This window comes from Arthrobacter sp. ZGTC212 (genome assembly GCF_002929255.1).
Taxonomy (GTDB): domain Bacteria; phylum Actinomycetota; class Actinomycetes; order Actinomycetales; family Micrococcaceae; genus Arthrobacter_B; species Arthrobacter_B sunyaminii.
Genome location: NZ_PJIJ01000003.1, coordinates 79,454 through 95,186 on the forward strand (window position 1 = coordinate 79,454; position 15,733 = coordinate 95,186).

At 61.9% G+C, this 15,733-nt stretch carries 9 protein-coding genes; 3 read left to right on the plus strand and 6 right to left on the minus strand.

Features of this window, described 5'->3' with window-relative positions:
- The 5 genes from CXQ89_RS12660 to CXQ89_RS18195 form a co-directional block, all read right to left on the minus strand.
- Nucleotides 1–3,176 (minus strand): Eco57I restriction-modification methylase domain-containing protein (locus tag CXQ89_RS12660; protein WP_104161525.1); only part of this gene is annotated, 3,176 nt, incomplete at its 3' end.
- A 2-nt stretch (nt 3,177–3,178) separates the two neighbouring features.
- Nucleotides 3,179–6,394 (minus strand): hypothetical protein, encoded by a 3,216-nt coding sequence (locus CXQ89_RS12665; RefSeq protein WP_104161526.1) that lies wholly within the window; start codon nt 6,392–6,394, stop codon nt 3,179–3,181.
- A gap of 2 nt (nt 6,395–6,396) precedes the next feature.
- Nucleotides 6,397–9,852: a BREX system P-loop protein BrxC gene (brxC, locus tag CXQ89_RS12670; protein ID WP_104161527.1), complete on the minus strand. Its 3,456-nt coding sequence runs from the start codon at nt 9,850–9,852 to the stop codon at nt 6,397–6,399.
- A complete protein-coding gene (locus tag CXQ89_RS12675) occupies nt 9,849–10,406 on the minus strand; it encodes a BREX protein BrxB domain-containing protein (RefSeq protein WP_104161528.1) in 558 nt (185 codons plus the stop codon). Before CXQ89_RS12675 ends, brxC begins: the two co-directional genes overlap by 4 nt.
- On the minus strand, nt 10,403–10,627 hold the full coding sequence (locus CXQ89_RS18195) for a hypothetical protein (RefSeq protein ID WP_146067250.1): 225 nt from the start codon (nt 10,625–10,627) through the stop codon (nt 10,403–10,405). Before CXQ89_RS18195 ends, CXQ89_RS12675 begins: the two co-directional genes overlap by 4 nt.
- A 1,075-nt stretch (nt 10,628–11,702) precedes the next feature.
- On the opposite strand from CXQ89_RS18195, the gene CXQ89_RS12685 reads away from it, so the two are divergent.
- The 3 genes from CXQ89_RS12685 to CXQ89_RS12695 all read left to right on the plus strand — a co-directional run bounded on the left by CXQ89_RS12685 (nt 11,703) and on the right by CXQ89_RS12695 (nt 14,903).
- On the plus strand, nt 11,703–12,767 hold the full coding sequence (locus CXQ89_RS12685; protein ID WP_104161530.1) for a restriction endonuclease: 1,065 nt from the start codon (nt 11,703–11,705) through the stop codon (nt 12,765–12,767).
- 452 nt (nt 12,768–13,219) lie between these two features.
- Nucleotides 13,220–13,570 (plus strand): hypothetical protein, encoded by a 351-nt coding sequence (locus tag CXQ89_RS12690; protein WP_104161531.1) that lies wholly within the window; start codon nt 13,220–13,222, stop codon nt 13,568–13,570.
- 70 nt (nt 13,571–13,640) lie between these two features.
- Nucleotides 13,641–14,903, plus strand: coding sequence for an arginine deiminase (locus CXQ89_RS12695; RefSeq protein ID WP_104161532.1), 1,263 nt, complete (start codon nt 13,641–13,643; stop codon nt 14,901–14,903).
- Between the two features lie 242 nt (nt 14,904–15,145).
- On the opposite strand, the gene CXQ89_RS12700 is transcribed toward CXQ89_RS12695, so the two are convergent.
- Nucleotides 15,146–15,373, minus strand: coding sequence for a hypothetical protein (locus CXQ89_RS12700; RefSeq protein WP_104161533.1), 228 nt, complete (start codon nt 15,371–15,373; stop codon nt 15,146–15,148).
- Nucleotides 15,374–15,733: the final 360 nt, after the last annotated feature.

A 15,733-nucleotide genomic window follows, 5' to 3' on the forward strand; every position in this document is an offset into this window, starting at 1 on the left:
GATCCATCCGGGTTCGTCCCGCGGTCCTTGCGCCAGTGCACGTTCACCTTTGCCCTAAGTACTCCGGCGTTAACGAACGGCCGGATGTTGAGACGGACACCATCGTCGATGTCGGGCTCCCACCCGATGGGCTGCTCGGCCATCCCCTTCCACCGCACGTAGATGTCATAGGGTGGCGCACCATCGAGAATCAATTGGAGTCGGCGCTGAAGATCCTCGGCGGCGGCAAGGCGCGCATCCGCGCCGGCCCGTTCTGCACGAGCCTCATGTTTCTGGCGGTCGATCCATGCGCCAAGCGAAGTGAACGTGAGCTTTTCCAGAGTCCGTCGGTCGAGCTTGTGGTAATTGACGATAGCCGAGAACCCGTCTTTACGACCGTCCCAGATATGCCACAGGAAAGGCCGGTTGTCGAAAACCCTCACGTGCTGGGCAAAGAACGAGTCTCGGAGCCAGTCGTCCAGCCGCCCGTTCTTGCCTCCTGCATCCGTCACTAGCTTTCGTTCGAGGGCACTCGACCAGTCATTGCCGTATGTGTCCTCAAGGAGTTTACGCAGACGAGTTACCAAGTCCGGCTCACCTGGCAGGGCGACCAAAGCAGCGATACCATCGGAGTCGGCCAGACGATAGGCTGAGTTGACAACGGACTTCGGCCACCGGTAACCAAGTAGTCGAGCTACAGCAACTTGAAGAGGATACGCAGTGGTCGTTATCTCTCCACTGAAGAGCCATTGACTGGGATCTACTGAGGCTGGTGCCGGTAATCCTTGCGGAAATATCCGAGCTCCTTCGTTACGCCAATGCTCAATGTCAAATGGAAGTTGTAGCAGGGTCTGAGGGGAACTCAGCGCGAACCCAGGGCTGATCTTGGCCAGCTCGGTGCGAAGGTTTCCGGAGAGGGCAAAGGCAACCAAAGCTAAGTGATCTTGCGGGTCGTGCGGAACGATGGCGAAAGAACCCGAGTCAAAGCGGTCGCCCAGGTATATGGCTGTCTTTGCACCAATCTTACTTACAGCAATACCTGGACGTCCCCACAATGGTTTCCCGCGACGCCAGTTCTGTGCAGCGTGATTCAGGTGCTTTACGGACTCTGCTAGTCTCGCTATCTCGCCAGCTTCAGACTCCCATAATACGATCTTCTTCCTGCCGGAGTAGAGACCGTCTCCGTCGGGCGAGTGTTGGAGAAGTTCCCATCTTTTTTCCAGGTGCGGGATCTCCCAAAAATACCTGTCAAACCGTTGAGCGTCGCCTGCCTGCAAACCGTTCCGAGCGTCCGCTATATCGCCAATCAGCGAAGCTATACCCTGTTTGCGTTCGCTCTCAGCGCTCGACAGAGTGATTCGAGAATCGAGTGATTCCAACCATGATGACTGCTGAAAACCGCCTACTGTGGTCGTCTTCAATGCAGCTGGCTTCTCTTTAAGCGAGCTAGTCGACACAACGAGGGAAGCCACAGCTTGCTTTCCTGGTTGATGACCATCACCGATAGCTAGGACTGGGCTGACACGTAGTGGAGTGTAAAAGCTGTTGTTTCCTAGGAGTGCTAGAAACCTCAATGAATGTTTTTCAAGCAAATACTTTCGGAACCGTCGCCCAGCCCTATAGTGCATCCAGTCACTGGGCAGAACTACTGCGAAAGAACCGCTAAAGTCGAGCATATTTAGCAAACGCATTAACATCACCAAGGCGAGCTCGCGCTTGGCTATGTCGAAGTTCGACTTTACATAAGACTCCAGCACTGAGGATTGCTTTTCCAAACCTAAGAACGGGGGATTAGTAGCCAACAAATGGTACCTTCTAGCGAGCAAATCAGCAGAACGAACCACGTCCAGCGCAGTATGACCAAGGACCGTCGATTCTTGACATTCGGATCGAAGCGCGGCCGTCAATACCTCTCTTATCTGTGTCCAGCTAACGTTGACGGCAAGATCATGTCCGAAGAATGCGTCATTCTGATCCGCTGGACGGGGGTCGAGAAGAGATCCCAAAGTGTCGGCGTTGCGGAACAGGGAGTGCAGCCGGCCCATCACCTTTCGCAGTTCACCATCGTCGCCCGCAAGCTTCTCCCAATCTGAGCGCGCTGCGCGCACTGGCACGCCAGAGCAAGCAATCTGTGGAGAAGGAAGCTCACGGAACCCGCCTTGTTTCCAGGCTTCGAGTGCGACGTTGAAGGTAGCAATCTGGGTGCAGCGCGGGTCGAGTTCAAGCCCGTGGAGGTTGTCCCGGAGGACAGCGTCCTGCGCTTCCGCCGGGGTGAGTCCCTCCTCTTCGGCTCGCATGCGCCAGAGCATCCCGAACATAGCAACGAGGAAGTGGCCGGAGCCGCAGCAGGGGTCCATCACGGTTACGTCGGCTGCACGGTCGGGCCATTCGTTGAACGCGCCCGCCGCGGGGGTGCCATCCTTGTTCCGGCGCAGATACTCCCAGGCGCCAGCCAGAAGCGACTCAGGGTGGCGGGACGTCCACCATGCGCCGAGGGAGTTCTCCAGCAGGAAGCGGACCATGTAGTTTTCGGTAAACAGCTGCGTCACGGGTGACAGGTCGGCACCGCCAACTTTGATGCCGGCATCATTGACCCGTTTTTTCTCGGCGGTCTGCCAGAACTGGTAGACCCAGCCGAGTGCATCTTCAGTCGTGAATACCTCGGCTGGGATCTCCAGAAGAAGCCGTTCCAGTGTGTTGCGGTGTTCGGCGGCGAACCGTACCATCACCGAAGGGTCCGTTAGACGGAACACTCCGGGGAGGATCTCGGATGCGAAGCGAGCGGCTACGGCCCAGGCATCGGGCTCGGCGAGATCGGAGGCAAGATCGCCGCAGTCTTCCAAGGACAGCGGGATATCCCGATACTCGGGATGGCGCAGGAGTCCGTTGACTTCCAAGAAGCGCGCGAACAGCAAGCGGTGCCATTGCTCGTAGGCGACGTCGTGAATCAGGTTGGTGAGGGATGCGCCCGCCTGTGACGTGTCATCGCCGAGTTGCCGGGCCTTGTCGCGCAGCGCTAGGCGGAGCTTATTCTGTTCATCGCTCAGGTAAGGTGGTCGGTTTGGCTCGCCTACGGCGAGTGCACGCAGGGCATCCGCGCCAGCGCGCTCCGCCGCTGCGCGGGCGCGTTGCGTCTGCGCGTCCAGGAAACGCCGCTGGTCAGTGTTCAAGACAGTGACTGGTGTTGTCACGATCATTGTCATCCCTTCACCACGACGGAGTCATTGCCACTCGAGGTGTTCTGCGCCTGACGCCGGGCTTCGCGGCGCTCATCGAGCGTCGGATGCAGATCGTTGTGGCGCTCCGATCCATCCGGGTTCGTCCCGCGGTCCTTGCGCCAGTGCACGTTCACCTTTGCCCTAAGTACTCCGGCGTTAACGAACGGCCGGATGTTGAGACGGACACCATCGTCGATGTCGGGCTCCCACCCGATGGGCTGCTCGGCCATCCCCTTCCACCGCACGTAGATGTCATAGGGTGGCGCACCATCGAGAATCAATTGGAGTCGGCGCTGAAGATCCTCGGCGGCGGCAAGGCGCGCATCCGCGCCGGCCCGTTCTGCACGAGCCTCATGTTTCTGGCGGTCGATCCATGCGCCAAGCGAAGTGAACGTGAGCTTTTCCAGAGTCCGTCGGTCGAGCTTGTGGTAATTGACGATAGCCGAGAACCCGTCTTTACGACCGTCCCAGATATGCCACAGGAAAGGCCGGTTGTCGAAAACCCTCACGTGCTGGGCAAAGAACGAGTCTCGGAGCCAGTCGTCAAGCCGCCCGTTCTTGCCTCCTGCATCCGTCACTAGCTTTCGTTCGAGGGCACTCGACCAGTCATTGCCATACGCAACGGAGAGGACTTCACGGAGACGGGTGGCCAGGTCTGGTTCTCCGGGGAGGGCCGCCAGTGAGGCGATGCCGTCCGCGTCCGCCAGACGATAGAGCTGGGCGTCGCCCGCCTCAGGCCACCGGTATCCCAGAAGTAGAGCCACCACAACCTGAAGAGGATGGGAAGCAGCCCTGACCTGCCCGTCAAATAGCCACTGCGTGACATCCGTGGACTTCGGAACGGGGAGAGGGCCCGCTTCCTCTGCAACTCGCTTCCAATGGTCAAGGTCAAACGGCACCTTAATCAGGTATCCGGAGTCAACCATGACCTTCGAGTTGATTCGTCGGACGGCAGCTGCATAGTCAGGGCTCTGCAGGAACGCCCAAATTGCCGCGAGATGCTCCTGGTTGAGCGGGATTATTGGCGCCGCCGCGTGGTTGAATTTTTCGCCTGAGTAGAGGGTGACTCGTATACTCGACTGCGCTACGAGGACACCCTGCTTCCCCAAGACAGCAGACGGATTGAAGTTGTGGGCCTTCGAGTTGTGGAGCGATCCAGAGCCTTCCTCCCAGCGGAGGAAGTAACCCCTTCCTGAGTATGGTGCGGTATAAGTCGGCGCCGTAACGTAACGTGCCCAGACGTTTCCCTCACTAGGCACCTCCCAGAAATGCAGCACGAACTGCGACGAGTCTGTGGTGACAAGCCCCTGCCAGCTCGTGGCATAACTCGATAGGAGGCTCTTGCCCAACGCGTTCGCGTCGAGAACAGATCCGGGATTCTTTCGCAGGGCCCCAAACGGGACAAGGTCCACCGTCCCTGTTCTCAAGGTCTCGCCCTTCGTATCGACGGATCCTGGCTGTCGTGCATCGACGAACATCATGTTGTCCGGACGCTTTGCAGAGAGAAGTACCAGTGCAGATTGAACGACTTGGCCAGTGATCGTCTGGAATGCGCCTGTCCCAAGAGGGGCTACGACGTTCCATCCCGCGCGGTTAAGCAGGTGAACACGAAGGGAGCTGAACGACTTCAGGAAGAGCCAGTTCATGGGCAAGACGGCCGCGATTGTTCCGGTCGTTTCCGGGAGGTACCTCTCAAGCATCGCCGTCGCGAGTTCCGTGCTCGATCGCGGGAACCGATCAACGATGAACTTGGCTGTGACTTCATCCATCCGTTGAGTGCTCAGGTATGGAGGGTTGGTAGCTACCAAGGTGTAGGTTCTGCCAAGCAGGCCCGCCGCGTGCATAACGTCTTCGGCCGCATGTCCGAGGACGGTCGCGTCGTCGCTTTCGTCTAGAAGCGCTACTGCAAGCAGGCTTCGTACTTTGTCCGCGGATACCCCGATGGTCATGTCGCGGCCGAAGAGCCCATCCCGCTGGTCCGTTGGACGCGGGTCGACCAGCGATCCCAAGCTGTCCGCGTTGCGGAACAACGAGTGGAGCCCACGCATGGCTTTGCGCAGCTCGGCATCGTCGCCAGCCAACGCTTCCCAGTCCTGTCGCGCGCCCCGGATTGGCACCCCGGAGCAGGCGATCTGGGGCGCGGGCAGTTCGCGGAACCCGCCTTGTTTCCATGCTTCCAGCGCAACGTTGAAGGTTGCGATCTGGGTGCAACGCGGGTCGAGTTCGAGGCCGTGGAGGTTGTCCCGGAGGACGGCGTCTTGTGCTTCGGACGGAGTGAGTCCCTCTTCCTCGGCGCGCATGCGCCAAAGCATCCCGAACATAGCGACGAGGAAGTGCCCGGAGCCGCAGCACGGGTCCATCACCGTCACCTCGGCGGCGCGGTCTGGCCAGTCGCTGAACGAACCGGCCGCAGGGGTGCCATCCTCGTTGCGGCGCAGGTACTCCCAATCTCCGGCGAGCGGCGAGTCGGGGTGACGAGCCACCCACCATGCGCCGAGAGAGTTCTCCAGCAGGAAACGGACCATGTAGTTCTCGGTGAACAGCTGCGTCACCGGTGACAGGTCGGCGCCACCGATCTTGAGGCCGGAGTCGTTTACCCGCTTCTTCTCGGCCGTCTGCCAGAACTGGTAGACCCAGCCGAGCGCGTCTTCGGTCGTGAACATCTCAGTCGGGATATCCAGAAGGAGGCGCTCCAGCACGTTCCGGTGCTCAGCGGCGAATCGCACCTGCACCGCAGGGTCGGTTAGTCGGAACACACCTGGGAGGATCTCCGATGCGAAGCGGGCAGCGACGGCCCACGCATCGGGCTCGCCGAGGTCGGACGCGAGATCGCCGCAGTCATCCAAGGACAACGAGATGTCATGGTATTCGGGATGCCGCAGGAGTCCGTTGACCTCCAGGAAGCGCGCGAACAGCAACCGGTGCCACTGCTCGTAGGCGACGTCATGAATCAGGTTGGTTAGGGGCGCGCCCGCTCGCGACGTATCATCGCCGAGTTGCCGGGCCTTGTCGCGCAGCGAAAGGCGAAGCTTATTCTGCTCGTCGCTCAGGTAGGCTGGTCGGCTCGGCTCGCCGACTGCGAGTGCGTGCAGGGAATCCGCGGCAGCGCGCTGCGCCGCCGCGCGAGCGCGTTGCGTCTGCGCGTCCAGGAAACGCCGTTGGGTAGTGTTCAGGACAGTGATCGTCGCGGTGGTCATGGTCAGCCCTTCACCACGACGGAGTCATTGCCGCTCAAGGCGTTGAGGAGCTGCGCGCGCAGGTCGCCGACGTACCTCTCGACCTCGTCCGGGCTATTAAGGCTCGCCGTCGACACCTTTACCGTGGCGGTCTTTGCCGCCGGGGTCGTCAGCCGGAGAGCCGCCTCCAGCACGCGTAAGGCCCGCTGAGGGATGGCATCGAGTTCGGCGGCCCAGCCCGGGAGAGGTCGTACCTGCGCGGTTGCCAGCACAGCCGAAGGATCAGCCAGGTTTGGCTCCGGTTCCGCGACAAGATGGTGTTCCGCAAGAAGCGTCTCACGCTGCGCCTCGTTGAGAGCCTTCCATGCGGCATGTTGCTCGAGGCCTTCAACGGCATTTGCGCGGGCGTCGCGCAGCTTTCCTGCTGCTGCATAGATCTCGTCGCGAAGCGCGTTGGCCAGTTCCTTGACGATCGGGGCGACAGGGTCGGCGGCGTCGAGGAGGTCGCGGCTTGCGATCAGTGCCTCAAGGCGGTCACGGACTGCCGCAGCGGTATCGAGCTCCGTGGAGGAACTGGCGAGAGCACGAGCCAACTCCAGCGAAGGCGTCCGGTTCTTTCGCCGCCGCTCATACTCGTCGAGCTTGTCTTTGAAGTTCATGAGGTCGTCTTTCGCACCCAGCAGGGCGTGAACGCGCTCGTTACCGGACCTGCTGACGATGACCTGAATGTTGCTTGGGACGCTGATGTCCGGAAGTGGTGCAGGTCCGCTCACGTCCTTCGCGCGGTCGATGAGCGATTTGATAGCCTGCTCGGCTGCCGAGGCAAGTCCTTCGTTGTCGGCTGAGAACCCGAGGGTGCTCAGCACCTGCCGGGCCTGGATCTTCTCGGTGGGCTTGAGAACCGTCACCTCGCGGCGAAGGTGCACATTACCGAGGCGGGTCTGCCTGAGCACGTCGGCTGTGGTGGCGTCGCTACCGTTGATCGTCGCCCGGATTGCCCCTGTGTCGAGGAGCACCCCGAGGGCGGCCATGAGGGCATCCCTGGGCCAACCGAGCGGCTTCGAGGTGATGGTCTTTTCGACGTCGCTCGCCGAAGTGCCTGTCGGGCCAATGTGACTGAGTACCTCTTTGACGACGGGGTGCTGTTCGGGGTCGGCATCGTGCTGGACAGCTTTCAGAGCGTCAGCCGCTGATCCGCTCCTCACCCGTGCGATGACCTGCGGCCAGCGGTTGTCGTCCGCCTCGGAGAATCGAGGGAACAGGCGTGTCGCGGCATCCTGCGCGCCGGTTTCGATCCGCTCGCGCAGAGTGAGCCCGTTCGGTGCCGTTCCACCGCCGAGGAGAACGCTCGCCTTGGAGAGGACGTCGCGGACGTGGGCATTCACTTGGTCTGTTGCCCGGTTTAGCCGCGTCTGCATTGCGCTTCGGGCCTGCCTACCCTCGTCGTCCTGCGGGATTCCCTGCTGGTCGATCACTCGTTGCGCGGAGAGCTTGTTGCGGACCGCCGCAGCGAATGAGGGGGCCTGGAGACGCGGAAGGTGCACGAGGACAATCCACGAGTCGACGCCGAGGCTTCGGGCAGCCTCGTCGAACTGCTTCGCGGAGATACCCTCGTCCCACTCCGAGCGGAGCCACACCGGGATAACGTCGGAGTCGGGCGGGAGTGACGTGTCGGTGTGCAGGGCGAGCTTGCGTGACACTTTGGCTCGGCCCTGCTGGATGGAGCCGGGCAGTGAGCGTCCGATCTCAGCGAGCAGCAGAGAGCCGCGCTCGGTGCTAACCTCGCTGTCGGTTACTTGCGCGTGGTGCCTGCGGAAGGCTCCGTCCCATTCGCGACCTGCTTTCGTTTGAAGACGGAACTCCTCGCCATCCTGCTGGAGGATGCCCTCTCCGGCGAGCGCTTCGAGCACAGCAGGGACCTCCTGCCGAAGCCGGTCACCGTCGTGAGCAAGGTCCTGGATGAGAAGGTCGACGAGATGGTCCGCCGTGGCGCGTACTCCAATGTCGCCGTGGCCCGACGTTGGGAGCAGGCCGATGAGGTGGATGAGGCCTAGGATGCGTCCGCGCAGTGCGTCCTTCTGTCCCTGCTCGTGGATCAGCGTCTGCGTCTCCTTGAGGAGCAGCCCTGCGCCGTTCAAGTCTTCGTTCTTCTGGGTGTAGAGGAAATCGGCACCAACGACTGTGCCCACGGGCTCGGGCGCTACCTTGCGGTTTGCCTCGTGGACGATGCGGAGTTGGGATCGCAGCTGCCCGGCGCGGCCGGCGTCGGCCTGGCGGAGCACGCTTTCCCAGAAGCGACGGCGGACTGGGAGTAACGGGTATTCCTCTGCGAGGTCTTTGTCGTCTCCTGCGGTGTGCTGAATCTTGCTGCCGATGAGCTGCCGGGAGATCTGCCCGGCCACCGACGCCAACGTGCTGTCGAGATTGGGCTTTTCCGCGGGCTCTTTGCTCAGAAGGACACGACGGACGACGGCGTCGACGTCCTGGTTCTTGAGGACGACCTTGACAGTGAATCGGTCCTGGATCTTCTGCAGCGTGGAGTCCGCCGTCAGCTCCTGCTGGCCTGTAGCGACGAGCAACACTCGACCGTCGAGTTCGCGGGATACCGACTCGACGAGGCTCTGCACCTCCATTGCACGGCCGCCGTCGCCGCTGATGTACTGCTGCACCTCATCGAGGACGATCAGCGACGGCGGGATCTGGCCATCGCCGACGTACTCGAGGATTCTTCGTAGAAGAGCGATTGTCTCGTCCGTCGAGAATGAACGTGTGTCCGGCGGGAACTGGCTGCGAAGCGCCGCGCGCACGTCCTTAGCCGAGGAGGCGAACTCCGGGTCGCAGGCGAGAATGGCTTTCGCAAGCAGCGTACTGAGGTTGTACTCGCCAAGTTCCTCGTTGAGGTCGCCGCCGTTTTCCTCGACGTTCGAACGTACCGCGTCGAGGTACCCGTTGCCGGCGAGCCACAGGGCCACCTGTGCGGGAGCGACGCGCGTGGGCAACCCAGCGGCCCCAAGGACGATCGAGAGGAAGACCGAATTGAGGGTGTCGCCGCTTCGGTCAAGCGCACCGGCGGCGGCCCACGGGGCGGCACCGTCGCGGCGGCCAAGTGTGGTCAGCTCCGTCAGCTGGTCCTGGATGCCCTGAGGGATGTTGGTCAAACCCCGCGCTGTTGCACCGTTAGGGAACTTTGTATCGGCCCACAGGTGCTGAAGCACGCGGACTAGGTGGGACTTACCGCTACCGTAGAAGCCCGAGACCCATACAGCGGGCTGAGTTGTCCGGTTCCGGTGGCCGGTGTACGAGTCGAGGATGCGCTGCAGCCCGTATTCGTACTCGCCCTCGCAGACGAAGCTCTCCAGCTCATACTTCAGGACGTCCCACTGGTTGGAGTCCTCGGGGCGGTCCACATTGGTGACACCGTCGTTTGGAATCTCGAAGCTCAGGGGGTGCCGGATGAACAGGTCGTTGTTGATCGTCATGCGAGGTCCTTCTGGGGATCGATGACGCGGGCGCGGTAGTTGAACCCGTCGCGGGCGTCTAGTAAACGGAATGAATGAGTCTCGGGGTCGTGAAGCCCCGGGAAAAGGACGAGAAGACGGCCGCTGACGGCGGAGTCGACCGACTTGATAACGCTAGAGGCTCGCAGGAACGGAAAAATCGAGCCGATACCGACTAGCCCCACGACGGCGTTCGCGGGAGCCGCCTCCAGTGCCTGGCGGATGCGCGCGACCAGTGTGTTTTCGAACTGGTCCAGGATCGACTGCGTCAGATCGCTCGGCTCCTCGTAGAACGCCTCCGCGTGTCGGTGGGCAGACAGCCAGAGCCCGAAGTCGTCGGTGACGTCGAGTACGACCCAGCTGCGGCCTGACTGGATGGTCGCCAACTCCATGCTTGGCAACGCATGGCGTATCTGCCGCTCCAAGTCGGGTGGGTAGACAAGCATCCAGACGCGCTCGCCGCCGGAGACGTTGTCCTTCCAAGTCAAGGACAACTCGGCCTTGTATGCGTCGATGAGATCAGTGACGCGACTCATGCGGCACCCCCGAGGGCCGGGAACGACACGTCAACCACGTTGCCCGCCACGAGCAGGTCTAGAAGTCCGTGGGTATGAGCCTCACGCAGAGCTTCAAGCGAACGCCCCGGCGTGATCTCAAGGATCTCTGACCACGGGTTATCGAGGACTCCGAGGCCGCGCCCACCTGCCAGGTGCCCCAGGTAAGCGGCGTAGGCGATGGCTGCCGGTTGGGCGTTCACTGCTGTGCGCACCTTTTTGGAGCGTCCGGCAAGATGGCCGGTTTGGGTCCAACACGCGCCCGTGTTGCGACCAGTCTTTCCGAGCGTCGACTCCGACATCTCGTCGCCGAACTGTGCTTGTACGGCGTCGGTGAGATCGGCGGAGCTTACGATCGCTCCTACTGTTAGGACACCGATCGCGCTAAAAGAGGCACGGAGCAACTCATCTCTAGTGAAGGCCAAGAGCCCAGCCAAGAGCGGGCGAGATGAGGGATCGATATCCCAAAAATGCCGCAGGGCTGCAAAATCTGGGCGGTCTGGGTCTAGCCAGTACAGTTCACGCAGGTGGCGGAATGATCGCACCCTCCCTGCATGAGTTGGGCGACCAAGGATATTGTCCTCGACTACGGCCTCACGGTACCGCTCCGCCGAAGCGTCCACCGGCACCTCCTGTAAAAGCTCCACAAGATGGGGAACACCGATCGTGTGACTGGCCGTCGTCCTCAAGTTACCAAGGACCAGGTTGTTCCCAGCAGTTGTGGACATACACATCTCGCGGTTTTCTCCCCCTATGCATGCAAGCAGCAATCAATCTGAATTAGTCTGTGGACTCCACCTAGCGATGTGTGATCCTTCTTCCTATTGAATCAGGAACCTCCGACATTAGTGCCTTCGTGAGTCGTCGCCGCGCTGGCGGACTCAGCCGAGCACTTGACGGGCTGTGAATTTCGATCGACTGAAGACAGCCGTTGCGGTGAGCAAGCAGCCGCCGCGAAGCCACGTATGGTTCGGTGAAGGCCGTTATTCTCGATGATACCGTTGGACCGGGTCTCCCGGGCGTCAACTGCCAGCGGTCGTCCGGGACCGGCGTTCGCGACGTAGGGGTTTAGTCAACACCGGTTAATCGTTAAGGAGGTCTCCCTGGACCTCTCCCAGCATCCGCATGAGGTTCGCGAGCTGGCGGAGGCGGCAATAGCGGCTCCTCAGGTAATCAGCCCAGTTCTTCATATAGGGGACTGAGGCCACTGCTGATCGCGGCACGTCCACCCGGACGCTCGGGTGTCGTAGGCTACTGCGAGCGAGTTAAAGGGGAATCATGACCGCATGGATGGTTAGGGCAGGCAGTTCAGGAGAGCGTGAACAGTGGGCCTTGGAAAGTGGCTACACGGGCGCGGGCTTTGGCGATGTGGGATCGCTTACTGATTCCGGCACGCGAGAAGCGGTTCTGAATAGGGTGGGCGAAGGAATCCCCGACCGCAGCACTGGAGCGCTCCGCAACTTTGCTGCCCAACTGTGGGCGTTGAGGGGGCGGATGGCTGTCGGCGATCTCGTCGTTATGCCGCTAAAGAGGACGTCTGAGATTGCGATTGGAACGATCGACAGCGAATACGTCTACTTGGATAACCCGGACCCGGAACGCCGCCATGTCCGAAGAGTCGCCTGGAAGGTGACAAACCTTGCCCGGTCACGGGTCAAGCAAGACCTGCTCTACTCCCTAGGAGCTTTTTCTACGATCTGTCAGATTCAGCGTAACGACGCCGAACGCCGTCTAACGGTTTGTATGTCCGGAAACGCAGATCCTGGTGCCCGTCTTGGGCAAGCCGCCTCAGTGGTTGCCCCGTCGACTCCGCGAACAGTGTTGCAGGTAGAGGAAGTTGAAGAAGTTGTAGAAGCGCCGGTGGACTTGGCCCGGTACGCGGCAGACGCCATCGCCAGCCGGCTCATAGAGGCATACTCGGGCCACAAGATGGAAGGTTTGATTGCGGACCTGCTCAGAAGCGCCGGATACGTATGTACTGAGCATGGCGAAGGTACCGACGACGGCATCGACATTGTTGCAGGTAAAGGAATTCTTGGGCTGGAGCCCCCGCGACTGATCGTTCAGGTGAAAAGCCAGGCGTCACCTGTTGATTCGCCGACCGTTTCCCAGCTGCATGGTTCTCTTTCAATCCACGGCGCTGACCAAGGTTTGTTAGTTGCCTGGGGCGGACTCACACGGGCAGCGCGCAAACTGCTGGACTCGCAGAGATTTGCCATTCGGGTGTGGGACGCAGACGAGGTCGTGGCCCAGGTTCAGCAGCACTACGCCTCCCTCCCAGCACGGGTACGCCGCGAACTTCCCCTGAAACAGATCTGGACTCTGGCCGACGAAGCAGGCTGAGTCGATGGCCAACCCTGCAGGCCCATGAGCCCCGTCCCAACCTGAGCCGCACTGGCCGAAATCAACCGGTTTGTGCTTTCGGGGCCGCTTCCAACCGGGCCGGTGAAACCTGACTGCCACACTTCATCGGTTCCGAGGACTACCGCACCTTAGACACGACAAAGGCACTGGGTTGGCATCGCGCATAACGGTTACACCATCACCAGCACACACGTGACCTGGACCGGGCAGCCTCATAGATGCACCGCAGGGGGAGGGCGTAACCGGTGACGCAAATTCGACGGGGGCGCTTCACGGCAGTGAACCTCATGCTTCCCGACCCGATGTGGCCTCTCAACCGTAGCTGGGTGATACAGCCGACCACTGGCGAGTGCTGCTCTGACAGGTCGGATTCGGACCCTGCCTCACCTTCTGGCAGGATGACCATAAGGCTACTTACAAAGGAGAATCCCATGCGTGACGAAATGCAGGAACACCCCTCTGAAGAAAACGCCCCCTCCACACCTCGGACCACCCCGCTGATGAACATCCCGGCGGCCGACATCGTCAACGGCGGAGCATCAGCGGCCCGACCGAGGGACGTGGACCCTGTTGAGGTGGCCATCCTCGCCGAAGCCGAGGATCCAGGAACCGACAACCTGCGGCTGCAGGAACTGGCCACCGACCACCCGATCGCACGCCCCGCCGTCGCCGCCAACCCGGCCGCCGGACACGAACTGCTCACCTGGCTGCGCGCCCTGGAGGACCCGGCTGTCAACGAAGCACTGCGGCGGCGTGCACAGGCCGAACCGCACACAGACTGAACCGCGAGCTGACCGAACTGGAACACTAGTTCCAGGAAAGACCCTCGTTCCAAGAATCAAGGAGAACCGCATGCTTTCCCCAACCACCACCGGCAAGGCCGCGTCCTACGGCGTGCACTCGGAAGTGGGCAAGCTGCGCAAGGTCCTGGTTTGCGCGCCGGGTTTGGCCCACGAACGCCTCACGCCTACCAACCGTGAAGACCTGCTGTTCGACGACGTGATGTGGGTGGAGAACGCCCAGCGCGACCACGCGGACTTCGTCACCCAGATGACCAGCCACGGCGTCGACGTCGTCGAACTTCACGACCTGCTCGGGCAGACCATGGACATCCCCGAGGCACGGACCTGGCTGCTGGACCGCAAGATCATCGCCAACCGTGTCGGACTGGGGCTGGTGTCCGGCACGCGGGCATTCCTGGATTCACTGACCGGTGCGGAACTGGCGCGGATCCTCATCGGCGGGCTGACGGCGTCGGACGTTCCCACCGACTACCTCAGCGGCTACGTGGCCCTGGTGCGGGAATCCACCGGCCGGCCCGAATATCTGCTGCCGCCGCTGCCGAACACCCTCTACACCCGGGACACCACCTGCTGGATCGGCGGCGGTCTGACCCTGAACCCGCTGTACTGGCCGGCACGGCACGACGAGACCCTGCTGATGCAGGCCATCTACCGGTTCCATCCGGACTACACCGGCTCGAAGATCTGGTGGGGTGACGCGGAAAAGGACTGGAGCCAGGCATACCTGGAGGGCGGCGACGTGATGCCCGTGGGCAACGGCACCGTGCTGCTGGGCATGGGGGAGCGGACCTCCCGGCAGGCCATCACCCAGCTCGCGCAGGCCCTGTTCAAGGACGAAGCCGCGGAACGGATTGTCGTCGCCGGCATGCCGAAGCTGCGCGCCGCCATGCACCTGGACACCGTGTTCACCTTCGCGGACCGGGACCTGGCCACCATCCACCCGGCCATCGTGGACGGCATCCACCCCTTCACCATCCATCCCTCGGACAAACCCCTGGGCTTGGAAGTGCGTGACGAGCGCGACCGGCGCTTCGTCGACGTGGTCGCCGAAGCCATGGGCTACAAGCAGCTGCGCCTCGTGGAGACCGCCGGGGACTACCACGCCACCGAACGCCAGCAGTGGGACAGCGCGAACAACGCCGTCGCCCTGGAGCCGGGGGTGGTGTTCACCTACGACCGCAACACACAGACCAACGCGGCGCTGCGTAACGCGGGTGTGGAGGTCATCCCGATCGTGGGGGCCGAGCTGGGCCGCGGCCGTGGCGGCGGGCACTGCATGACCTGCCCGATCATCCGGGACGGGATCGAGTAAAGCACGCATCCAAAGCACCCCACAGAAAACGCCGCTGCCCGCAGAGCGGACACCCGGCTTCGGGCGTTGGAAATTAACCGAAGAGTCTCTGTTCCAGCGCCTCAATCTCCGCCGTCATGGGCTCCTTCAGTGCAGTCTTCTCCGCGTCCGGCAGCAACTCGCATCAATGCCTGCCAGCGCGGATCGGCGCAGTCAGACTTGGTCCAAGCCCAGCTCGTCCACGGCCCTCCGGTACTCGTTGGCTAGGGTGGCGGGAACATTCCCGGGTTATCGGAGGCCCGGATGAGGTTCGGGCCGGCATCGATCATTGCCTTAGTGTATGCCCGAAGGCACGGCCACCGGCACCGGCGGGACCTGGTGAAAATGCCCGTAAACGGCGTCTGATCCTCCCGCAGCCGGGAGATGACGGCGTGGTTCTCCATCACAACGTAGCCGTGGTCAATGCGGTCGCAGCCCAGCACGTCGAGCAAGTGACTTTGTTGACGGCCACCGGCGCGCGGTGCGCTTGCCCGCTGCCCACCACGTATGGGTTGGGTCGTCCAGGATCTGCTGAACCCAGGCCGCCGCGTAGGCCCCATCCTTGCTGCGGTCGATGCCGACCATCAGCCGCCCGCTCACGCCGGAGTCCCGCTCTGCCCACTGCATGCCCTCCACGTAGGCGGCCACCGCGTCGGCGTAGCCCAGCTCGTGATGCAGGTGAGGTCTGCGCCCCGGGCAGAGAACCTCGCCTTGACCACAGTGCTGCGGTCTTCTCCATGTTGGAAGGGGGAGTAGCCAATGAGGGGTCCGTGTCTCAGGCCTCGTGGCCACGAAGATATGCTGGTTACTCA